The 20175-nt window shown below is 66.4% G+C and carries 21 protein-coding genes; 12 read left to right on the top strand and 9 right to left on the bottom strand.

Annotated features, from left to right (window positions below):
- Positions 1-9: 9 nt before the first annotated feature.
- Together OKW87_RS03245 and OKW87_RS03250 are read right to left on the bottom strand one after the other, a co-directional pair.
- On the bottom strand, positions 10-222 hold the full coding sequence (locus OKW87_RS03245) for a hypothetical protein (protein ID WP_265542259.1): 213 nt from the start codon (positions 220-222) through the stop codon (positions 10-12).
- Between the two features lie 64 nt (positions 223-286).
- Positions 287-1558, bottom strand: coding sequence for an N-succinylarginine dihydrolase (locus OKW87_RS03250; RefSeq protein ID WP_265542260.1), 1272 nt, complete (start codon positions 1556-1558; stop codon positions 287-289).
- A 93-nt stretch (positions 1559-1651) separates the two neighbouring features.
- Here OKW87_RS03250 and OKW87_RS03255 point away from each other — a divergent pair, with 93 nt between their 5' ends.
- Positions 1652-1969 carry a DMT family transporter gene (locus OKW87_RS03255; protein WP_265542261.1) on the top strand — a complete coding sequence of 106 codons (318 nt, stop codon included), beginning with the start codon at positions 1652-1654 and terminating at the stop codon, positions 1967-1969.
- 109 nt (positions 1970-2078) lie between these two features.
- Here the strand turns inward: OKW87_RS03255 and OKW87_RS03260 are convergent, their stop codons facing one another.
- The 4 genes from OKW87_RS03260 to OKW87_RS03275 all read right to left on the bottom strand — a co-directional run bounded on the left by OKW87_RS03260 (position 2079) and on the right by OKW87_RS03275 (position 5899).
- The gene (locus OKW87_RS03260; RefSeq protein ID WP_265542262.1) at positions 2079-3092 is read right to left on the bottom strand and encodes an arginine N-succinyltransferase; all 1014 of its coding nucleotides are present in this window, start codon (positions 3090-3092) and stop codon (positions 2079-2081) included.
- Complete coding sequence (locus OKW87_RS03265) at positions 3089-4297, bottom strand: hydrolase (RefSeq protein ID WP_265542263.1); 1209 nt, start codon at positions 4295-4297, stop codon at positions 3089-3091. Before OKW87_RS03265 ends, OKW87_RS03260 begins: the two co-directional genes overlap by 4 nt.
- A 174-nt stretch (positions 4298-4471) precedes the next feature.
- A complete protein-coding gene (locus tag OKW87_RS03270) occupies positions 4472-5377 on the bottom strand; it encodes a DUF481 domain-containing protein (protein ID WP_265542264.1) in 906 nt (301 codons plus the stop codon).
- A 42-nt stretch (positions 5378-5419) separates the two neighbouring features.
- On the bottom strand, positions 5420-5899 hold the full coding sequence (locus OKW87_RS03275; RefSeq protein WP_265542265.1) for an RNA pyrophosphohydrolase: 480 nt from the start codon (positions 5897-5899) through the stop codon (positions 5420-5422).
- A gap of 111 nt (positions 5900-6010) precedes the next feature.
- On the opposite strand from OKW87_RS03275, the gene OKW87_RS03280 reads away from it, so the two are divergent.
- The 7 genes from OKW87_RS03280 (at position 6011) to OKW87_RS03310 (ending at position 13201) form a co-directional block, all read left to right on the top strand.
- Positions 6011-6925, top strand: coding sequence for a histone deacetylase family protein (locus OKW87_RS03280; protein ID WP_265542266.1), 915 nt, complete (start codon positions 6011-6013; stop codon positions 6923-6925).
- 78 nt (positions 6926-7003) lie between these two features.
- Positions 7004-8947, top strand: a complete 1944-nt coding sequence (locus OKW87_RS03285; RefSeq protein WP_265542267.1) for a 2-oxoacid:acceptor oxidoreductase subunit alpha — start codon at positions 7004-7006, stop codon at positions 8945-8947.
- A gap of 157 nt (positions 8948-9104) precedes the next feature.
- On the top strand, positions 9105-10133 hold the full coding sequence (locus tag OKW87_RS03290) for a 2-oxoacid:ferredoxin oxidoreductase subunit beta (protein WP_265543973.1): 1029 nt from the start codon (positions 9105-9107) through the stop codon (positions 10131-10133).
- A gap of 55 nt (positions 10134-10188) precedes the next feature.
- Positions 10189-11355 (top strand): SAM-dependent methyltransferase, encoded by a 1167-nt coding sequence (locus tag OKW87_RS03295; protein ID WP_265542268.1) that lies wholly within the window; start codon positions 10189-10191, stop codon positions 11353-11355.
- 2 nt (positions 11356-11357) lie between these two features.
- Positions 11358-12539, top strand: coding sequence for a serine hydrolase domain-containing protein (locus OKW87_RS03300; RefSeq protein ID WP_265542269.1), 1182 nt, complete (start codon positions 11358-11360; stop codon positions 12537-12539).
- A 55-nt stretch (positions 12540-12594) separates the two neighbouring features.
- Positions 12595-12873 carry a type II toxin-antitoxin system Phd/YefM family antitoxin gene (locus OKW87_RS03305; RefSeq protein WP_265542270.1) on the top strand — a complete coding sequence of 93 codons (279 nt, stop codon included), beginning with the start codon at positions 12595-12597 and terminating at the stop codon, positions 12871-12873.
- Positions 12866-13201 carry a type II toxin-antitoxin system RelE/ParE family toxin gene (locus OKW87_RS03310; protein WP_265542271.1) on the top strand — a complete coding sequence of 112 codons (336 nt, stop codon included), beginning with the start codon at positions 12866-12868 and terminating at the stop codon, positions 13199-13201. Before OKW87_RS03305 ends, OKW87_RS03310 begins: the two co-directional genes overlap by 8 nt.
- On the opposite strand, the gene OKW87_RS03315 is transcribed toward OKW87_RS03310, so the two are convergent.
- A complete protein-coding gene (locus OKW87_RS03315; RefSeq protein ID WP_265542272.1) occupies positions 13198-13911 on the bottom strand; it encodes an SDR family NAD(P)-dependent oxidoreductase in 714 nt (237 codons plus the stop codon). The genes OKW87_RS03310 and OKW87_RS03315 overlap by 4 nt on opposite strands.
- A 21-nt stretch (positions 13912-13932) precedes the next feature.
- Positions 13933-15390, bottom strand: a complete 1458-nt coding sequence (gene purF / locus OKW87_RS03320) for an amidophosphoribosyltransferase (RefSeq protein WP_265542273.1) — start codon at positions 15388-15390, stop codon at positions 13933-13935.
- Positions 15391-15509: 119 nt separating this feature from the next.
- On the opposite strand from purF, the gene hisI reads away from it, so the two are divergent.
- Genes hisI through OKW87_RS03340 form a run of 4 tightly spaced genes read left to right on the top strand, consistent with a single transcriptional unit; the run spans position 15510 to position 18635 of the window.
- Positions 15510-15869 (top strand): phosphoribosyl-AMP cyclohydrolase, encoded by a 360-nt coding sequence (hisI, locus tag OKW87_RS03325; RefSeq protein ID WP_265542274.1) that lies wholly within the window; start codon positions 15510-15512, stop codon positions 15867-15869.
- Positions 15870-15877: 8 nt separating this feature from the next.
- A complete protein-coding gene (locus OKW87_RS03330; protein ID WP_265542276.1) occupies positions 15878-16360 on the top strand; it encodes a hypothetical protein in 483 nt (160 codons plus the stop codon).
- A 36-nt stretch (positions 16361-16396) separates the two neighbouring features.
- Positions 16397-16822 (top strand): MerR family transcriptional regulator, encoded by a 426-nt coding sequence (locus OKW87_RS03335; RefSeq protein ID WP_265542278.1) that lies wholly within the window; start codon positions 16397-16399, stop codon positions 16820-16822.
- A gap of 10 nt (positions 16823-16832) precedes the next feature.
- The gene (locus tag OKW87_RS03340) at positions 16833-18635 is read left to right on the top strand and encodes an acyl-CoA dehydrogenase C-terminal domain-containing protein (RefSeq protein WP_265542280.1); all 1803 of its coding nucleotides are present in this window, start codon (positions 16833-16835) and stop codon (positions 18633-18635) included.
- Here OKW87_RS03340 and OKW87_RS03345 read toward each other — a convergent pair.
- Complete coding sequence (locus OKW87_RS03345; protein WP_265542282.1) at positions 18632-19948, bottom strand: cell wall hydrolase; 1317 nt, start codon at positions 19946-19948, stop codon at positions 18632-18634. The genes OKW87_RS03340 and OKW87_RS03345 overlap by 4 nt on opposite strands.
- Positions 19949-20175: the final 227 nt, after the last annotated feature.

Here is a 20175-nt window from a genome sequence, read left to right on the forward strand (position 1 = left end):
TCGTGCCGCTCATTCGGGGACGTCGAAGCTGTCGAGTATCTTCGCCCCGGCCATGAACACCGCCACGGGACATAAGAGGAATAGCATCCACCCGCCCCATCCGGGGAATTGCTGCAGGTAATGGAGCCCGCGCTCGGTGGCGCCGGTGCCCAGGCCATAGATGATCAGATAGGCCTCGAACTTGGATTTGATCGTAAAAAGCTGGCGTAAGCGCTGGAACATGCGCGTCGCGTAGCAAGCCCTGGGCCAAGCGCGGAAACGCGTCGTTTCGCGTTAACGCCGATGGTTACCTGTCAATTAACTCGACGATTCCGAGCGCTTCGAGCAGCGCGCGGCGGGCGCTTTCGATCTGGGCAACAAGCGCAGGATCGGCGATCGCGGAAGCCTGGATTGCGTCGGGCCAGTGGGCGGCGATCACCTCCTCGATCCGATCCAGCCTTGCTTCGTCGACCAGGAAGCGCGGGTCTATCGTCGCGGGATCGGCGACGACGCGCAGGCGCAGGCAGGCCGGACCGCCGCCATTGCCCATCGATTCGCGGACGTCGACCGTCTCGAGCCGGCGGATGGGGCCGTTGCCGGCGATGTGCGCCTGCAGCCAGTTCCACACGGGCGCCGTTTCGCGGGCTTCCTCGGGGACGATCAGCGTCATCTCGCCCGAGGGGGGCGTGACCAACTGGGCGTTGAACAGATAGGAGGCGATTGCGTCGGCGAGGGTGACGCTGGCGGCGGGGACTTCGACGATCTCGATTTCGGGCATCGCCGCGCGGAGGCGTTCGTAGAAGATGTCCTTTTCGGCGAAGGCCTGTTCGTGCGCGAAGAGGACCTTGCCGTTGGCGACCGCGACGACATCGTTGTGGAAGGCGCCGCCGGCGATCGCTTCCTCGGACTGCTGGACGAAGAAGGTGCGGGCGGGATCGAGGCGGTGGCGGCGGGCGATGGCCTGGCTGGCGTCGAAATGCTGGCGCGCGGGGAAGGGACCACCGCGGACGCCGTAGACGAAAATCTCGATGCCGGGCGCGCCGTGCGTGGCGGCGAGGCGCATGTGATTGGCCGCGCCCTCGTCGCCGAAGGGGGCGGGGACGGGGCCGTAGACCGCGAAGGCGGGGTTGGCGAACGCGAGGCGCAGCTGGGCCAGCGTCTCGGGCCATTCGTGGCTGCGATGGGGAAGCGTGGCGAGATTGGCGACGGTGAGGTGGCAGCGGCCGTCGGCGCTGTCGGGGGCCGGGGAGACGGTGGCGGCGTTGGCGGCCCACATCGCCGAGGCGGACATCGCCTGCGCCTGGAGGTGCGCGGGGGCGGTGGCGAAGTCGGTCGCGAGGCCGGCGAGCCAGCGGTGATCCGGGCGGGGGTGGGGGAGGAGGATGCCCTGACGGAGGCCGAGCGCGAGATTGGCGCTCATCTTGGCCACGCCCTGCAGCGCGGCGGCGCGCGGGTTCGAGGTGAGGCCGCGGCTGCGGGTGGCGGCGAGGTTGCCCGGGCTCAGGCCTGCGAAATTGTGACTCGGGCCGATGATGCCGTCGAAGTTGATCTCGGTGCGCAGGGGGTCGCTTGAAGCCATAGGCCGGCGACGCTATCTGAAAGGCGAGGCCACGTCCTCCCCCAAACATGGGTACAAGTCCGGGACGGCCCGGCCTTTCGCAAGGAGGGCTTCATGGCCTGGATTTTGTTGATCGTCGCCGGCGTGCTCGAAGTCGTCTGGGCCTATTTCATGAAGCAATCGAACGGGTTCAGCCGGCTGTGGCCATCGCTGGCGACGTTCGTGGCGATGTTTGCGAGCTTCGGATTGCTGTCGGTTTCGATGAAGACGCTGCCGCTGGGGACCGCCTATGCGATGTGGACCGGGATCGGCGCGGTTGGGGCGTTCCTAGTGGGGATCTTCGTGCTGGGCGAGGCGGCGGGGGCGGTTCGGATTTTCGCCGCGGTGATGATCGTCGGCGGGTTGGCGTTGATGAAGGTAGGGGCGCCTTAGTATTTTTTCGTCATCCCGCCGAAAGCCGGGATCCAGAGCCGAGAGGGCATCGCCTTGCAACCCTGGATCCCGGCCTTCGCCGGGATGACGGTTTGAGAGAGGGGCAGCCCTAACTCCGCTGGACGTGGAGCAGGGCGTCGCCCTGCTGCACCCCCAGCGCTTCCGCGCAGATGGGATCGAGGGCGACCCCGTCCTCGCGTTGCTGCACCAGACCGTACGCCGCGCGAAACCCGGCCAACGTGCCCGCCGCCGCGAGGACCGGCTCGCCGCCCTCCTCGATCGCCGCCACGGTCGTGCTTCGCGCATCGCGGATCGTCTTCACCTGATCGGTGCGGGCGATCATCGTCGGGCCGCCGTCGAAGATGTCGATATAGTTTTCGAACGCGAACCCCTCATTCTCCAGCATCCGCATCGCCGCGCGGCCCGAGGGGTGGGGGAGGCCGATCACGGCGCGGGCGCTGTCCTGGAGCATCGCGGTGTATATCGGATGCTTGGGCATCATGTCGGCGATGAATTGGGTGCCGTGGACGGCGTTGAAGCTGTCCGCCTGCTGGAAGCTCATTCCGAAGAAGCGCCCGGCGACTCCGTCCCAGAAAGGCGAGCCGCCGGCCTCGTCGATCACCCCGCGCAGTTCGGCGAGGATGCGATCGGCGAAGCGGGCGCGGTGGCGGGCGATGAACAGATAGCGGCTGCGCGCGAGCAGCATGCCGAGGCCGCCGGCGCGCTCGCCCGGATGGAGGAACAGCCCGCCGACTTCGGAACAGCCGACCAGATCGTTGGTGAGGTTGAGCAGTTCGGACTGGAAGGTGCGGTCGAGCTCGCGGCTATGCTTGCTGTCGATGCCGATCCGGTAGCTGTAGAAAGGCCATTTCTGGCCGACCGCGGTGAAGATCTGGCAGGTGCCGCGGACCTCACCGGTCTGGGTATTTTCGAGGACGAGGAGGAACAGCTCCTCGGCCGGACTGTCGTCGGTGCGATCGAAGGCGGCGTGGCTGCGCGCGAGCTTGGCGCGCAGCACATCCTTTTCGGGCTGGAGATTGGTGAAGCCGCCGCCGGTGAGCTTAGCCATTTCGTAGAGCGGCTGGAGATCCTCGTCGCGCGCGGCGCGGATGACGAAGCTCATGGCCGGCCCCGCTCGGCCAGGCGCAGGAGAGTGAGGACGGAGAGCGCGGCGCGCTCGGGGAGCGACTCGGGGATCAGAAATTCCTCGTCTGAGTGGATCGCGCCACCCCGGGCGCCCATCGTGTCGACCACGGGCACGCCGCAGGCGGCGATATTGTTGCCGTCGCACACCCCGCCGGTGGCCTTCCAGGCGATCGGGATGCCGAGATCGGCGCCGGCCTGCTGGACCAGCGCGAACAGCCGCTCGGCGCCGGGATCGAGCGGCTTGGGCGGGCGATTGAAGCTGCCATGGACTTCGACGCGAACGTCGTGCGCCGCCATGACGGCAGCGGTCGCCTCGTCGAGCGCGGCCTGGGCGCGGGCGATGCTGTCGGGATCGCGCGGGCGGAAATTAATGCGGAGGATGGCGAGATCGGGGACGACATTGTTCGGGCCGCCGCCTTCGATCCGCGCCGGGTTGACCGAGAGGCCGGGGGCTTTTGCGCGCGAGAGCCGCAGCGCGAGATCGGCGGCGGCGACGATTGCGTTGCGGCCTTCGTCGGGATTGCGGCCCGCATGGGCGCTCTTGCCGTGAACGACGAGCGAGAAATTGCCGGTGCCGCCGCGGGCGCCGGCGAGGGTGCCGTCGGGCAGCGCGGGCTCGTAGGTGAGGGCCGCGACCTTGCCGCGCGCCGATCGCTCGATCAGCGCGCGTGAGGAGAGCGAGCCGGTTTCCTCGTCGGAGTTGATCAGGACTTCGTAGCCAAGCCTTGCGGCCAGGGGGCTGGCCTCCACGGCCTCCAGCGCGGCGAGCATCAGCGCGAGGCCGCCCTTCATGTCGGCGGCGCCGGGGGCGTTGTAGCGGCCGTCGTCGAGCCAGCGGCCGTGCTGGAAGGGGTGATCGAGCGGATAGACGGTGTCCATATGGCCGGTGAGCAGGATCTGTACCGGCGCCTGCGGGCGGACTGCGAGATGGAGGTGGCGGCCGTGGCCGATCGCTTCGACGCGGCCTTCGGTGGTGACGGTCTCGACGGGGTCGGGCTCGATCAGTTTGAGGTCGCCGGGGAGCAATGCGAAGGCGTCGGCCAAAGTGGTTGCCATCGTCGCGAGACCGGCGAGATTGCGGGTGCCGCTGTTGATTGCCACCCAGGCCTCGGTCTGCGCGAGCATCGGCGCCTGCGCGGCGCGCGCGACGGCGTCGGTCTCGATCGGCGAAAGGCTGGTCATGGCGGGTTCGTAGCGCGGAAAGCCATTGCGGTCATCCGCAGTGAGTGGGGAGACGCATGCCCGCAGGGAATAAGCTCTGGTCGGCGCTCGACCTGCGCTTACGCCCGTGAAGGAGAGTGGGGCGCAAATGGGCGAAGTCCGCCTTAGTCCCGTCTTCGCAGCGAGGAAAACGCCTCAGAAGTCGACGACGAGCGCCGCGCGCGTGGTGGTGTCGGTGGTCTGGCGCCCGATCGGGGGCATGCTTTCATATTGCAGCGTGTAGGAGAGTTGCGCCGAGAGCGGGCCGATCAGCCGGGCGAGCAGCGCCGACTTGCTCGAGACCGTGCTGTTCGCGTCCTGGAGATAGGCCGAGGCATTTTGCTGGAGGGTGATGCCGCGATTGACCTTCCAGTCGAAATCGAGCGATCCGCGCGCGGCGATGTTGCTTTCGGTGCTGCCGTCGATGAAGCTGGTGTTGCGATAGGCGGGCCCGAGCTCGAGATCGAGCTTGAGCCCGGGCTGCTTGATCGCGCTGTAGCCGGCGCCGGAGGACAGCGAGAAGCGATCGTTGAAACCCGAGAAGCGATCGCTTTCATATTGGGCGGCGCCATACATGTAGGCCCGGTCGTCGAACTTCCAGTTGGGCTCGTAGGCGACCAGATAGCGTTCGCGCGCGACGAGGCCGAGGCTTTCCTGATAATCGGCGTTGATCCTGAGCGTGTGGCGCCATTCCAGCGCCTCGCGGCGGAGCTGGACCGCGGCGGTCACGCCGATGTTGCGGGTGTTGCCGGTGGTGACATAGCCGCCGACTTCGGCACGGCCCTTCACCAGATCGAAGAAATCGGCCTCGCGGATGCGGCGCTGTGCCTTGGCCATGCGATCGTTGCGCCAATCGGTGGCGATCTTGACGACGAGATCGGCGCTGGCCGGATCGGCGGTGCGGGCATATTTGACGATGACCGCGACATCGCCCTCATTGCCCGCATCCATCGCGGCTTCGAGCATCGACCTGATCGTATCGGGGACCGTCGGATCCGTCGTGGCCGGATCGCTGCCGGCGTTGGACAGCAGGAGCGGCAGGACGAGAAGCAGGACACGCATGGCCGCCTGATAGCCCCGTCGATCGGGCAGGAATAGGGCAGATCAGCCGAGATGGGGCTGAAAGATGCCGAGAATCTCCTGATAGAGCGCGCGCTTGAAGGGCACGATGATGTCGGGGAGGTCGGCGGGATCGGCCCAGCGCCAGACGCGGAATTCGGGATCGGCGGTGGCGATGTTCACATCGCCATCCTCGCCGAGGAAGCGGAACAGGAACCAAAGCTGGCGCTGGCCGCGCCACTTGCCCTTCCAGACCTTGCCGATCAGATCCTCGGGGAGATCGTAATAGAGTTCGTCGGGGGCGGCGGCGACGAGTTCGACATACCGGCGCTCGACGCCGGTTTCCTCCCACAGCTCGCGATAGGCGGCCTCCAGCGCTTCCTCACCGTGATCGATCCCGCCTTGCGGCATCTGCCACGCCTCCAGCGTCGAATCCAGGCGCTGGCCGACGAACACCTTCCCTTCGCGGTTGAGGAGCATGACGCCGGCGCAGGGGCGGTAGGGGAGGGTGGTTGGATTGGTCATGCCTTCACCTACAAAGATCGTCATCCCCGCGAAAGCGGGGATCTCTGCTGGTTCGCACCTGGCTCTGGATCCCCGCTTTCGCGGGAATGACGGAATGATTAGGTCTGAGCAGTGATCCCGATCGTCCACCATCCAGACTATGTCGCACCGGCGCCGAAGCGCAGCCAGTATCAGTGGAACAAGAACGGTCTCGTCCGCGACCTGCTGCTGGCCGAGGGCGACAGCTTTGCCTGGCATGAGCCCGAGCCGATGCCGCGGCGCTGGCTGGAGGCGGTGCACGATCCCGATTATGTCGCGGAGGTGCTGGAGGCGCGGGTGCCGGCGCACAAGGAGCGGCGGATCGGCTTTCCCGTCACCCCCGCCGTCGCGTGGCGGGCGCAGTGCGTGCCGGGCGGCACCTATCTGGCGGCGTTGCTGGCGATCGACCAGGGTTTTGCAGCGAACAGCGCCGGGGGCAGCCACCATGCGCTGGGCGATACGGGGGCGGGCTTCTGCGTGTTCAACGACCTCGCCATCGCCGCGATCCGGCTGGTCGAGGAGGGGACGGTGGAGCGCGTGCTCATCGTCGATTGCGACGTGCATCAGGGGGACGGGACGGCGGCGCTGACTGCTGGGCGGACCGACGTCGCGACCTATTCGATCCATGCCGAGAAGAATTTCCCCGCCCGCAAGGCGCGCTCGACACTCGACGTGGGGTTGCCCGACGGGACGGGGGACGTGGAATATCTTGCGGCTTTGCAGGAGACGTTGATCCCTTTGCTCGATGGCTTTGGGCCGGACCTGATCCTGTATCAGGCGGGAGTCGATCCCCTGGCGGGCGATCGGCTGGGGCGGCTGGGGCTGAGCTATGACGGGCTGATCGCGCGCGATCGCTGGATCGCCGCGACGATGCGCGCGCGCGGGCTGCCGCTCGCAAGTGCTTTGGGCGGAGGTTATGGCCTCGACGCGCTCGAAGTTTCGCGCCGTCATGTCGCCTCGATCCTGTCGCTCGGTTCAGGAACGGCAAAGCAGCCGTTGCAGCGATGAGGGGATTTTCTACCTTGGGCTCCGCGCATGGGGGGCGTAGAGCCCCCGCAACAATAGAGACGCAGGAACATCCGGCCCATGGCTACCGCCGCCCATATGCTGACGCCCGCCGAGGCGTCGGCCCATCCGACTCCTGAAGCCGTCGTCGTCCGTTTCGCGGGCGATTCCGGCGACGGCATGCAGCTGACCGGGGGCCAGTTCACGCTCTCGACCGCGCTGGAAGGCAATGATCTTGCCACCTTCCCCGACTTCCCGGCCGAGATCCGTGCGCCACAGGGGACGCTGTTCGGCGTCTCGGCCTTCCAGATCAATTTCGGATCGACCTCGATCGAGACTGCGGGCGACGAGCCCGACGTGCTGATCGCGATGAACCCGGCGGCGCTCAAGACCAACGTCGAGGCATTAAAGCCCGGCGGCCTGATCATCGCCGACGAAGGCGAGTTCGGGCAGCGCAACCTCGACAAGGCGAAGTACACGTCCAATCCGCTCGAGGATGACAGCCTGGGCAAGTGGCAATTGCTCAAGCTCAACATCTCGCAGCTCACCGTCGATGCGGTGAAGCCCTTCGGCCTTGGCAACAAGGAGGCGCTGCGCTGCAAGAATATGTGGACGCTGGGGCTGGCGCTGTGGATGTTCGATCGCGACCGCCAGCCGATCGTCGACTGGCTGACCTCGAAGTTCGCGAGCAAGCCCGAGCTGGCGCAGGCAAACATCGCCGCGCTCAACGCCGGCCACGCTTATGGCGAGACCGCCGAGCTTGGCGCGATGGGGATTTCGCAGCGGCATGTGTCGGCCGCTCCCGCCGAGCCTGGCCTGTACCGGACCGTGACCGGGGCGGATTCGATCTCGATGGGGTTGGTCGTCGGCGCGCAATTGGCGGATCTGCCGATGTTCTTCGGCGGCTATCCGATCACACCGGCTTCGGCGATCCTGCACAGCCTGGCGCGCTACAAGGAATATGGCGTCACCACGTTCCAGGCCGAGGATGAGATCGCCGCGATCGCCTCGGCGCTGGGCGCATCCTATGCCGGTTCGCTCGGCGTCACCTCCTCGTCGGGCCCGGGCATCGCGCTCAAGGGCGAGGCGATGGGGCTGGCGATCATGACCGAGCTGCCGCTGGTGATCATCAATTCGCAGCGCGGCGGCCCCTCGACCGGGCTTCCCACCAAGACTGAACAGTCCGATCTATATCAAGCGGTGTATGGCAGAAACGGCGACGCGCCGATGCCGGTGCTGGCCGCACGATCGGCCGCGGACTGCTTCGACGTGGCGATCGAGGCGGTGCGGATCGCGACGCAATATATGACGCCGGTGATGCTGCTGACCGACGGCTATATCGCCAATGCCGCCGAGCCGTGGAAGGTGCCCGACATGAGCAGCTACGCGCCCTTCCCGGTCAAGCACCATACCGAGCTGCCGGCCGAGGGCGAGAAGTTCCTGCCTTATGCCCGCGACGAGAAGCTCAAGCGCCCCTGGGTCAAGCCGGGCACGCCGGGGCTGCTCCATCGTATCGGCGGGATCGAGAAAGCGGTCGGCACCGGCAACCTCGATTATTCGCCGGGCAACCACCAGGCGATGACCGACATCCGCCGCGACAAGGTGCTGGGGATCGATATTCCCGACCAGGTGATCGAACAGGGCCAGGCGGGCGGCAAACTGGTCGTCGTCGGCTGGGGTTCGACCTATGGTCCGATCACCACGGCGGTCCGCCGCGCGCGCGCCAAGGGGGTGGACGTCAGCCATATCCACATCCGCCACATCTGGCCGTTGCCGAAGAATTTGGGCGAATTGCTCAAGAGTTATGAGCATATCCTGGTGCCCGAAATGAACACCGGGCAGTTGAAGACGGTGCTGCGCGATCAGTATCTCGTCAACGCGGTGCCGCTCAACAAGGTGTCGGGCCAGCCGTTCACGATCGCGGAGATCGAGGCGGCGATCACGCGGCATCTGACCAGCGATCGGGCGGAAACGGTCGAGCCGGACAATAGCCAGTTGCCGAGTACCGAGGCCGTAAATCCATAACGCCCTCTCCCCTTATGGGGAGAGGGAAGGGGCCCGCCGCGCAGCGGTGGGAAGGGTGAGGGGGATGTTACGAACCTCACTCCCCCTCACCCTTCCGCCGATTTCATCGGCTCCCTCCCTCTCCCACAAGGGGAGAGGGAAAGTAGGTAAGATGAAGATGAACGAACTGACCACGATCCGCCCCAGCACCCCCAAGGATTGGGAAACCGACCAGGAAGTCCGCTGGTGCCCCGGCTGCGGGGACTATGCCATCCTGAAGGCCGTGCAGCGCACGATGCCCGAGATCGGCGGCACGCCCGAGAATACGGTGTTCGTCAGCGGGATCGGCTGCTCGTCGCGTTTCCCTTATTATATGGAGACCTATGGCTTCCACACGATCCACGGCCGCGCGCCGGCGGTGGCGACGGGGGTCAAGCTGGCCAATCCCGAATTGGACGTATGGATCATCACCGGCGACGGGGACGCGCTGTCGATCGGCGGCAACCATACGATGCATCTGCTGCGGCGGAATTTGAACTGCCAGGTATTGCTGTTCAACAACGAGATTTACGGCCTGACCAAGGGCCAATATTCGCCGACTTCGCGCGAGGGCACCCGTTCGCCTTCCACCCCGTTCGGCTCGGTCGATCACCCCGCCAAGCCCTGCGCCTTCGCGCTGGGTTCGGGTGCGCGCTTCGTGGCGCGCGGGATCGACGTGCACAAGCGTTTGCCCGAGGTTCTCAAGGCCGCGCATGCCCATCAGGGCACCGGTTTCGTCGAGATTTTCCAGAATTGCATCGTCTATAATGACGACGTGTTCGAGCCGTTCACGGCCAAGCCCAATGCGGTGCTGAACCAACTCTGGGCCGAGCATGGCAAGCCGCTTGTGTTCGCAAATGGTGCGAAGGGGCTTTCGCTCGATACGACGACGCTGACGCTGAAGGTAGTAGATCTGGTCGACGGCGACACGACCGGCGTGCTGGTCCACGACGTACGCAACCGGATGATCGCGCATCTGCTGGTCGAGATGCCGTTCGGGCCCTTCCCGATGGCGTTGGGCGTGCTCTACGACGACCCCGCGCCGACGTTCGAGAGCGCACTGCTTGCGCAGAACAAGGCCGCGGCCGAGGGCAAGACAGCCGATCTGCAGAAGCTGGTCTCGAAGGGGCAGACCTGGATGGTGGACAAGGCGCCGCACGCGATCTGAGGCGGTGAACGCGCGGGGGGCAGATCGAGAGCTGGCGGACCGGCGTTTCGCCGGGATGCTCACGCCTTTGTTCGAGCGGCGGATCGATCGCATGAACCGTGGCATAGCCGAGGGCAGCCTGACGGCGCGACTGCCGTCGGGCGAGACGCGCGTGCTGGGCGGACGCGCAGCGGGTCCCGCGGCGGTGATCGAACTGCGAAGCTGGCGGGCGATGCTACGGCTGGCGCTGGACGGTTCGAGCGGCTGGTATGCGGCGTGGCTTGCGGGGGAGTGGGCGAGCCCCGATCCTGTGCAGCTTTTCGCCTTGTTCACGGGCAATCGCGCCGCGCTCGCCGTGGAGGCGCGGGCGATGGGCCCTTCGCTGCTCGCCAAGCGCGTGTGGCACTGGCTGCGGCGCAATCATCGCAGCGGTTCACGGCGCAATATCCGGTTCCATTACGACCTGGGCAACGACTTCTACGAAGCCTGGCTCGATTCGCGCATGAACTATTCGAGCGCGATTTTTCGCGGCGCCGAGTCGCTGGAGGATGCGCAGGCCGCCAAGCTGCGCGCGATGCTGGAGCGCACCGCGACGGCGCCCGGCGACAAGATCCTCGAAATCGGTTGCGGCTGGGGGCCGTTCGTCGAACTGGCGGCGCGCGAGGGGCGGAGCGTGCACGGCATCACGCTTTCGACCGAGCAGAAGGCCTATGCAGAGACGCGCCTTTCCGGGCACGCGGGCGCGCGCTTTTCGCTGACCGACTATCGCGACGTGACCGGGACCTATGATGCGGTGGCCAGCATCGAGATGGCGGAGGCGGTGGGGCGCCGATACTGGCCCGATTATCTCGCGGCGATCGCCCGTGCGTTGAAGCCGGGCGGGCATGCCGCGCTGCAGTTCATCACCTATGACGATGCGATGTTCGAGGCCTATGCCGCGAATGTCGACTTCATCCAGCGCCATGTCTTTCCGGGCGGCTTGCTTATCTCCGAAAGCGCCTTCCGCGCGCTGGCGGCGGAGAACGGGCTGCTCTGGCAGGACCAGGTCAATTTCGGCGCGAGCTATGCCGAGACGCTGCGGCAGTGGCGCGAGCGGTTCGATGCCGCGGCGGATGCGGACAGGCTGCCGGCGCAATTCGATGCGAAGTTCGTCGACTTGTGGCGCTATTATCTGATGTATTGCGAAGGCGGCTTCCGCGGCGGAAGCATAGACGTGGTGCAGATCACGCTGGTGAAGGATTGAGGATGGGCAAGGGGTTGATGCTGGCAGGTGCGCTGGCGCTGGGTCTGTTCACGGGCGGCGGCGCCGCGGCGCAGGCGGTGGCCTCGCCCGAGGTGCCGGTCAATCGCGCGGACAATGCGGGGTTGCGTAAAGTCGGCGCCGAGGTGCTGTTCTGGAGCCAGGCGCAGCGCGACGCGAACTTCCCCCATATGGAGAAGATCTTCCCCGGCCATATCGTCAAGGCGGGCGGCAAGGTTCGGGCCTTGCCTGTCGGCAAGCCGCTGGCGGTGGACGCGGCGGAAGTGGACGCCTTCATCGCCGCGCAGAATGTGAGCGGGCTGATCGTCCTGCAGGACGGCAAGGTCCGGCTCGAACGCTACGCGCGGGGCTATGGGCCAAAGGGGCGGTGGACGAGCTTCTCCGTCGCCAAGTCGTTCACTTCGACGCTGGTGGGGGCGGCGATCCGCGACGGTTATATCAAGTCGGTCGACGAGCCGGTTACCAAATATATTCCGGAGCTTGCGGGCAGCGGCTATGACGGCGTCTCGATCGCGCAACTGCTGACGATGACGTCGGGCGTGCGCTGGAACGAGGATTATACCTCGCCGACCTCGGACGTGGCGCGGATGTTCCTCGAGCCGGTGCCGGCGGGCGAGGATCCGACCGTCTTCTACATGAAGAAGCTGCCGCGCGAGACCGCGCCGGGGGCGAAATGGGTCTACAAGACCGGCGAGACCAATTTGATCGGCGTGCTGGTGAGGCGCGCGACCAAGAAGCCGCTGGCGACCTATCTGAGCGAGAAGGTCTGGAAGCCTTACGGCATGGAGCAGGACGCCTTCTGGATGGTCGATCCTTCGGGCAGCGAGGTCAGTGGCTGCTGCCTTTCGGTGTCGCTTCGCGATTATGCGCGGCTGGGGCAGTTCGCGCTCGAGGGCGGGAAGGGCGTGGTGCCCGCCGACTGGTTCGCGGAATCGACGCGGGCGCATGCAAAGGTCGGGCGGCCGGGATATGGCTATGGCTATCAATGGTGGACCTATCCCGAGGGGCGCTACGGCGCGCAGGGGATTTTCGGGCAGACGATCCGGGTGGATCCCAAGACGCGCACGGTGGTGGTAATCTCCGCGGCGGCGGCAAAGGCGACCGATGGGGCGTACGGCGCGGCGCGGAGTGCGTTTCTGGACAGGCTGTTTGCCGCGGCGAAATGATTGCGGATTGCGATCGATCGGACTATATTCGGTACGCATTCAGTTGAGGTGAGCCATGCGTTTGGAACGGATCAAGCCGATCAGCTATTTCAAGGCCAATGCCGCCGAGGTGATGCTCGATCTCGCCGATACGCGCGAACCAATGGTCATCACCCAGAATGGCGAAGCCAAGGCAGTGATCCAGGATATCGCTTCGTATCAGGAAGTGCAAGAGACGCTGGCGCTCTTGAAGATCCTGGCGCTGGGCGAACGCGATATACGGGAGGGCAAATATCGTCCGTTTCGCGAGGTCATTGCCGAGATGAAGCAGAGGACCGACGCGCACGATGGCTGAGCCGGGTTTCAATGTCTTCCTGATGGCTCAGGCCGAGGATGACCTGGAATCAATCCGCAATTATCTTATCGAGAATGCCTCCCCACAAGATGCCACGCGCTTGCTCAACAAGCTCGATGGCTGCATCGAGTCGCTTGAGACGTACCCACTTCGCGGCAATGTTCCCAAGGAACTGGAAGAGGAGGGGGTTCTCGACAGCCGGCAGCTCACCGTGCCGCCATACAGGCTCGTCTATCGGGTCCTCGAGAACAGCGTTTTCGTGATCCTTGTGGCCGATGGCCGTCGCGACATGAAGGCCCTTTTGCGCCGCCGCCTGCTTGGCGGCTAGGCGTCTACCCGCTCGAAATGCCCGGTCTCGAAGCCCGCGACCATCAGCGCCGCGATCCGTTCGGCGACCACGTCGGGGGGCTTCACCGATAGCGCGTCTTCGCCCGGGAAGGCGCGGGCGCGCATCTTGGTGCGGGTGGCGCCGGGATCGAGGATCGCGGTGCGGACGCCGCTAACGTGGCGGACTTCCTCGCCATAGCTCAGCACGAGATTGTCGAACGCCGCCTTCGAAGCGCCGTACATGCCCCAATAGGCCCGCGGGGTGCGGCCGACGCTGGAGGTGACGCCGATCACGCGGGCCTGGCGGCCCTTGCGCAGCAGCGGATCGAACGAGGCGAGGATCGCGGCCTGGGCGGTGACGTTGAGCGTCAGCACCTTGGCGAATTCCTTGAAGTCGATCGCGGCGACGGCGCTGAGCGTGCCGAGCGAGGCGGCGTTGAGCACGAGCATGTCGAGGCTCGCCCAGCGCTCGGCGACCGCGGCGGCGAGGCGGGATATGCTCTCATTCTCGGTGAGGTCCATCGGCGCGATCGTCGCGGTGCCACCTGCGGCGTAAATCGCTTCCTCGACCTGCTCGAGCCCGCCGGCGGTGCGGGCGGTCAGGATCACATGCGCGCCCGCCTGGCCGAGCGCGAGCGCGGTGGCGGCGCCGATGCCGCGGCTGGCGCCGGTGACGAGGGCGATCTGGTCGGCGAGGGGCTTGTCGGTCACTGTATGCTCCGGGAAACGGCTTCAGCCGACCCGTTCCTCCAGAAGCGCGAATTGGTCAACCGGGGCGAGCTCGTCCTGGTCGGTCAGCGTCGTCGGATAGTCGCCGGTGAAGCAGGCGTCGCAATATTTGGGGTGGATGTCGGCGCGGTGCGCTTCGCCCAGCGCCTTGTAGAGCCCGTCGATCGAGATGAAGGCCAGGCTGTCGGCGTGGATAAAGTCGGTCATGCCGCCGACGTCGAGCTTGGCGGCGAGCAATTTGGCGCGTTCGGGCGTATCGACGCCGTAGAAGCAGCTGTGCCGGGTGGGCGGGGAAGCGATGCGCATATGCACTTCGGCGGCGCCCGCCTCGTGCATCATCTGGACGATCTTGAGGCTGGTGGTGCCGCGGACGATCGAATCGTCGACCAGGACGACGCGCTTGCCCTTGATCAGCTCGCGATTGGCGTTGTGCTTCAGCTTGACGCCCAAGTGGCGGACCTTGTCACCCGGCTGGATGAAGGTGCGGCCGACATAATGCGAGCGGATGATGCCGAGCTCGAACGGGATGCCGCTCTGCTGGGCATAGCCGATCGCGGCGGGGACGCCCGAATCGGGGACGGGCACGATGAGATCGGCATCGATCGGCGATTCGATCGCCAGCTGCGCGCCGATCGCCTTGCGCACCGAATAGACCGAGCGGTCCTCGGCGATCGAATCGGGGCGCGAGAAATAGACATATTCGAAGATGCACGGCCGCGGCGCCTGGGGCGCGAAGGGCTTGTGCGAGGAAACCACACCGTCCTGCACGATGACGAGCTCGCCCGGCTCGACATCGCGGACATATTCGGCGCCGACCACGTCGAGCGCGACCGTCTCCGACGCGAAGATCACCGCATCGTCGAGCTTGCCCATCACCAGCGGGCGAATGCCCAGCGGATCGCGGCAGGCGATCATGCCCACCGGGGTCATCACGATCAGCGAATAGGCACCCTCGACCTGCTTGAGCGCATCGATGAAGCGATCCATCAGCGTGCGATATTGCGAGGTGGCGACCAGATGGATGATCACCTCGGTATCCGAGGTCGACTGGAAGATCGCGCCGCGGCGTACGAGATCGCGGCGCAGTCGCATCGCGTTCGAGATATTGCCGTTATGCGCGATCGCGAAGCCGCCGCTCGCCAGCTCGGCATAGAGCGGCTGGACGTTGCGAATCGCGGTCTCGCCGGTGGTAGAATAGCGGACATGGCCGGCGGCGGTCGTGCCCTGGAGCGCGCGAATCACATCGTCGCGATCGAAATTGCCGGCGACATGGCCCATCGCGCGATGGGTGTGGAACTGGTACCCGTCCCAGCTGGTGATGCCGGCGGCCTCCTGGCCACGGTGCTGGAGCGCGTGGAGCCCCAGCGCCACCAGCGCGGCTGCGCCCTCGGAGCCGGCTACGCCGAATACGCCGCACTCTTCGCGCAGCTTGTCGTCATCATAGGGGTTCGTGGTAAGCATCGGCCCTCAAGGGGTTCGGAACTATCGAGCTGGGCTATACGGGGTCCCGACGGCTTTGTCGCCCATTGGTCATAAATGTTTTCTTCCCCCTTCCCATGCCGCCCCCGTAAGGAGTTTGCATGACCGACGAACGCGAGACCGGGCTGACGCTCGACCCCAAATTTGATGCCGCAGGACTGATCACCGCCGTCGCCACCGATCCCGGCGGGCAGCTGCTGATGGTCGCGCATATGAATGCCGAGGCGCTGGCACTGACGCTGGAGACCGGCGAGGCGCATTTCTGGTCGCGCAGCCGCGGGCGGCTGTGGAAGAAAGGCGAGACGTCGGGGCATGTGCTGCTCGTGCAGGAAGTGCGGATCGACTGCGACCAGGATGCGCTGTGGCTCAAGGTCGAGCCGCAGGGGCCGGCATGCCACACCGGCGCGGCGAGCTGTTTCTACCGGCGGATCGAGGACGGACGGCTGGTGCGCGACGCATGAGGGCAGGGGTGGCGCTCTTGCTGGCGCTGGCGGCGTGCTCCGGCGGCGACGCCCCGGCGGACAAGAGCGAGCCGCGCGACCTGGAAACGGTCGCGATCGAGCGCGGTCTGGTTCGCGATGTCAAAAATAGCGAGATTGCCGGGCTGTATGCGCGCGACACCGATCGCGTGTGCATCGTCCCCGCGGGGCTCGGCTACCGGATCGGCGCGTTCGTCGATTATGGCGACGGAGTCACCTGCAGCGGATCGGGCACGGTCAGCCGCGTCGGCGACCGGCTGCGGGTCGAATTGGGCCAGGGCGATGCCTGCGGCTTCGACGCCCGCTTCGGTGGCGACCGGATCGACTTTCCCGGCAGTATGCCGGACGGCTGCGCTTCGCTGTGCGCCGGGCGCGCGTCGTTCGCAGGACTGGAGGCGGCGCGGATGAGCGAATCGGTGACCGAGGCGCGGGCGATGCGCGATGCTGACGGCAAGCGACTCTGCAGCGAGTGAGCTTGACGTTCACGTAAAGGGAAAGTAACAGGCGGCATGCCTGCAGTCGCCTTTCCCGTCGAGGCCCTGGCGCCGATCGAGCCGCGTCCCGATCAGGACGCCTTCTCGATTTCGGATCTTTGCGCCGAGTTCAGCGTCACGCCGCGGGCGCTACGCTTCTATGAGGATGAAGGGCTGATCTCGCCCGAGCGGCGGGGGACCCAGCGTGTCTATTCGCATCGCGATCGGGCGCGGCTCGCCTGGATCCTGCGCGGCAAGCGAGTCGGATTCAGCCTGGGCGAAATACGCGAGATGATCGACCTGTATGACGTGGGCGACGATCGCCGGGTCCAGCGGCAGGTCACGCTCGAACGGTGCGAGGATCGCATCGCGCTGCTCGAGAATCAGAAGCACGATATCGACGCGCACATCGCCGAACTCCAGCAATTCGTCGAACTGCTCAAAAGCAGCGACGCCCCCTGAGGAACCTGAAATGCCGCAATATACGCCCCCCGTGCGCGACACGCGCTTCATCCTCGATTCGGTGATCGGGCTCGATCGCTACGCCAATCTGCCCGGCTTCCAGAACGCCACCCCGGACGTCGTCGAGGCGGTGCTCGACCAAGGCGGGCAGTTCGTCGCCGACGTGCTGTTTCCGCTCAACCATTCGGGCGACCAGCAGGGCTGCACGCGCCACGAGGATGGCAGCGTCACCACGCCGGACGGTTTCAAGGAGGCCTATCGGCAGTTCGTCGACAGCGGCTGGGGCACGCTGAGCGCGCCCGAGGAATTTGGCGGGCAGGGCATGCCGCACGTCGTCTCGACCGCCTTCCAGGAATATATGATCTCGTCGAACATGGCCTTCGCCATGTATCCCGGGCTGACCCATGGTGCGATCGCATCGCTGCTGGTCAAAGGCTCGGACGAGCAGAAGGCGAAGTACGTCCCCAAGATGGTCTCGGGCGAGTGGGGCGGGACGATGAACCTCACCGAGCCGCAGTGCGGCACCGATCTGGGCCTGATCCGCACCCGCGCCGAGCCCAATCCGGACGGCAGCTGGGCGATCACCGGCACCAAGATCTTCATCTCGTCGGGCGAGCATGACCTGACCAGCAACATCATCCACCTCGTGCTGGCCAAGACGCCGGGCGCGCCGGAGAGCAGCAAGGGCATCTCGCTGTTCGTGGTGCCCAAGTTCCTGGTCGGCGACGATGGCGAGCCGGGCGCGCGCAACGGCGTCACCTGCGGCTCGATCGAGCACAAGATGGGCATCCACGCCAATTCGACCTGCGTGATGAATTATGACGGCGCGACCGGCTGGCTTGTCGGCGACGAGATGAAGGGCCTCGCGGCGATGTTCATCATGATGAATGCGGCGCGGCTCGGCGTCGGCCTCCAGGGGCTCGGCGTGGCCGAGGTCGCGCAGCAGAATGCCGTGCAATATGCCGAGGATCGCCGCCAGGGCCGCGCGCTGACCGGGCCGCAGGAGCCCGGCGAGAAGGCGGACACTTTGTTCGTCCATCCCGATGTCCGCCGCATGCTGATGGAGGGCAAGGCGCTGACCGAGGGGTTGCGGGCATTGTGCCTGTGGAGCGCGCTGCAGGTCGATCTGGAGCATGCTGCCGCCACCGAGGAAGAGCGCCAGCTCGCCGCCGACCTGATCGGACTACTAACCCCGGTGATCAAGGGCGTCGGCACCGACATCGGCTACCGCGTCGCGACCGACGCGCAGCAGGTCTATGGCGGGCACGGCTACATCGCCGAATGGGGCATGGAGCAATATGTCCGCGATGCCCGGATCGCGATGATCTATGAGGGCACCAACGGCGTGCAGGCGATGGACCTGGTCGGCCGCAAGCTGGCTATGAACGGCGGACGCGCGGCGCAGGCCTTCTTCAAGATGGTGAGCGAGGAGATCGCCGCCGCGAAGGGCGACGAGAAGCTGGCGGGCTTCGCCGATGCGCTGGAGAAGGCGCTCGGCCATCTGCAGGGTGCGACGATGTGGCTTGCCGCCAACGGCTTCCAGAACCCCAACCATGTCGGTGCGGGCGCTTACCCCTATATGCAGCTGACCGGTACGGTGGCGATCGGACTGATGTGGCTGCGCATGGCGAAGGCGGCAGCGCAGGGGCTCGCTGCTGGTGCGGAGGATGCCAAGTTCCTCGAAGCCAAGCTGGTCACCGCGCGCTTCTACGCCGAGCGATTTCTGCCCAACGCGGGCGGGCTGCGTCGCAAGATCGAGGCGGGGAGCGATGCAGTGATGGCGCTCGACCCGGAGATGTTCCGGGCGGCCTAGTTCCGGGCGGCGGGGGTCGGCGTCGCTTTCGGCGCGGGTGTCGCGCGCGGGGCGGGCAAGGTGAAGGCCACTGGCGGTTTGGCGGCGGCCGGGGCGGGTTCGCCTCGGCGACGCACCCCGGTGAGCAGCGGTGTGGGCTCCGCCGCTTTCACGCTGGGCGTGGGCACGGGCGCCGACGCGAGGGGAGGCTGGGTGCGCATGCATTGCAGCGGGCTCGGCCGGCGATATTGCTGGCAGTTCCACAGTGCCTTGGCGAAGCCCTGGGCCTCATCCCTCAGGTAGCTGAACGACATCGCCGCCGACTGCGCCGGCACGAGCGGTAGCCTGGCGGGCGTGTATTTCGGATCGGCCCAGGCCATGAACTTGCAGTAGGGGCGTTCGCCGCAGGTGCGGATCGCGAGCGCGGCGAAGGCGTCCGGGTTCATGTAGCGATCGAGCGTGACCAGGAAATTATTGGCATCATCGCCCGCGCCAACAGCTGCGGGGACGTCGCTGTCGGCAATGCTGGCCGGATCGATGATCGTGCCGTCGCCTGCCGGGGCGCCGGGAAGGGCGAGTTCTGCGGCGCCGCCCTGATGCGCGGGGGAGAGCCTGGCCATCTGGGGAATGTTGGGCTCGACGCCGGCATAAGCGCGGTTGAAGGCGGGCGGGGTGCCCCACCAGCCGGCCCAGCGGAAGAAGAGATGGGTGTCGACCGCACTGATCTTTTCCAGGCTGGCGCTCCAATAGGGCACGACCCAATCGGTGTGATAATGGGTGGCATGGCCGACCGGGCGGTAGACCGAGCCGGTGAGTGCCATCCGGGCGATCTCGCGCGCGCGTTCCCATGCGGCGGGGCTCGGCGTGTAGCGGAGCATGGCGCCGTCGCAGGTGAAGGTGAACTGGCAGCCCGTGCTGCGTTCCGATCCCTGGAAGACCACGCCGCAGATCGTCTTGGGAAAGGCGGGGTGGCGCATCCGATTGACGATAACCTGCGCGACTGCGCGCTCGCCGACCGCATCGTCGCCGGCTTCGTAATAGACCGCCGCGGCAAGGCAATCGATCGCGCGCGCCCGGCTGTCGACCGCGCCTGTCAGCGAGAAGGCGCGGGCGGCGGGATTGGGCAGCGTCGAGAAGGGGACGGCGCCATTGATCGCCTTGGCATCGTCGGGCGCGACTTCCTGGAGCAGTACCGGCTCGACCGGGGGCAATTCCGCCTTGGGGACCACGCGCTTCGACACCACGATCGGAGGGCGCTTCTGCATGAGGACGCGCGGAGTCGTGGCGACGAGGAGGATCGGAATTGCGATCGCCAGCAGCGCCAGTAGCGCCATGACGGCTTGCAACAGCGGCGAGACGGGCGCCGCGCGAGCGTGGTCGGGCAGTGCCGGAAGATCGGAGACGGAGGTCATGCGATCGGCGCGCGCTCAGCCCGTCGCGCGAGCGCGCGGCCCGGCAGGCAAGGGGTGAGGTCGAACAGGCACAGGCGGCTCCACAGGTCGGGGGTCGCGGGCCATAACGCAGCAGCGCGGCATATGGAACCATAACGGCACCGAAACGC

The organism is Sphingomonas sp. M1-B02 (assembly GCF_026167525.1).
GTDB lineage: Bacteria > Pseudomonadota > Alphaproteobacteria > Sphingomonadales > Sphingomonadaceae > Sphingomonas.

Bases quoted from the DNA above. Each gene is read 5' to 3' on its own strand.
- OKW87_RS03265 (WP_265542263.1), bottom strand. From the start codon at position 4,297: ATGACCAGCCTTTCGCCGATCGAGACCGACGCCGTCGCGCGCGCCGCG.
- OKW87_RS03245 (WP_265542259.1), bottom strand. From the start codon at position 222: ATGTTCCAGCGCTTACGCCAGCTTTTTACGATCAAATCCAAGTTCGAG.
- OKW87_RS03270 (WP_265542264.1), bottom strand. From the start codon at position 5,377: ATGCGTGTCCTGCTTCTCGTCCTGCCGCTCCTGCTGTCCAACGCCGGC.
- hisI (WP_265542274.1), top strand. From the start codon at position 15,510: ATGACCGACGAACGCGAGACCGGGCTGACGCTCGACCCCAAATTTGAT.
- OKW87_RS03305 (WP_265542270.1), top strand. From the start codon at position 12,595: ATGCGTTTGGAACGGATCAAGCCGATCAGCTATTTCAAGGCCAATGCC.
- OKW87_RS03260 (WP_265542262.1), bottom strand. From the start codon at position 3,092: ATGAGCTTCGTCATCCGCGCCGCGCGCGACGAGGATCTCCAGCCGCTC.
- purF (WP_265542273.1), bottom strand. From the start codon at position 15,390: ATGCTTACCACGAACCCCTATGATGACGACAAGCTGCGCGAAGAGTGC.
- OKW87_RS03250 (WP_265542260.1), bottom strand. From the start codon at position 1,558: ATGGCTTCAAGCGACCCCCTGCGCACCGAGATCAACTTCGACGGCATC.
- OKW87_RS03300 (WP_265542269.1), top strand. From the start codon at position 11,358: ATGGGCAAGGGGTTGATGCTGGCAGGTGCGCTGGCGCTGGGTCTGTTC.
- OKW87_RS03290 (WP_265543973.1), top strand. From the start codon at position 9,105: ATGAACGAACTGACCACGATCCGCCCCAGCACCCCCAAGGATTGGGAA.
- OKW87_RS03310 (WP_265542271.1), top strand. From the start codon at position 12,866: ATGGCTGAGCCGGGTTTCAATGTCTTCCTGATGGCTCAGGCCGAGGAT.
- OKW87_RS03335 (WP_265542278.1), top strand. From the start codon at position 16,397: ATGCCTGCAGTCGCCTTTCCCGTCGAGGCCCTGGCGCCGATCGAGCCG.
- OKW87_RS03285 (WP_265542267.1), top strand. From the start codon at position 7,004: ATGGCTACCGCCGCCCATATGCTGACGCCCGCCGAGGCGTCGGCCCAT.
- OKW87_RS03340 (WP_265542280.1), top strand. From the start codon at position 16,833: ATGCCGCAATATACGCCCCCCGTGCGCGACACGCGCTTCATCCTCGAT.
- OKW87_RS03255 (WP_265542261.1), top strand. From the start codon at position 1,652: ATGGCCTGGATTTTGTTGATCGTCGCCGGCGTGCTCGAAGTCGTCTGG.
- OKW87_RS03295 (WP_265542268.1), top strand. From the start codon at position 10,189: ATGCTCACGCCTTTGTTCGAGCGGCGGATCGATCGCATGAACCGTGGC.
- OKW87_RS03345 (WP_265542282.1), bottom strand. From the start codon at position 19,948: ATGGCGCTACTGGCGCTGCTGGCGATCGCAATTCCGATCCTCCTCGTC.
- OKW87_RS03275 (WP_265542265.1), bottom strand. From the start codon at position 5,899: ATGACCAATCCAACCACCCTCCCCTACCGCCCCTGCGCCGGCGTCATG.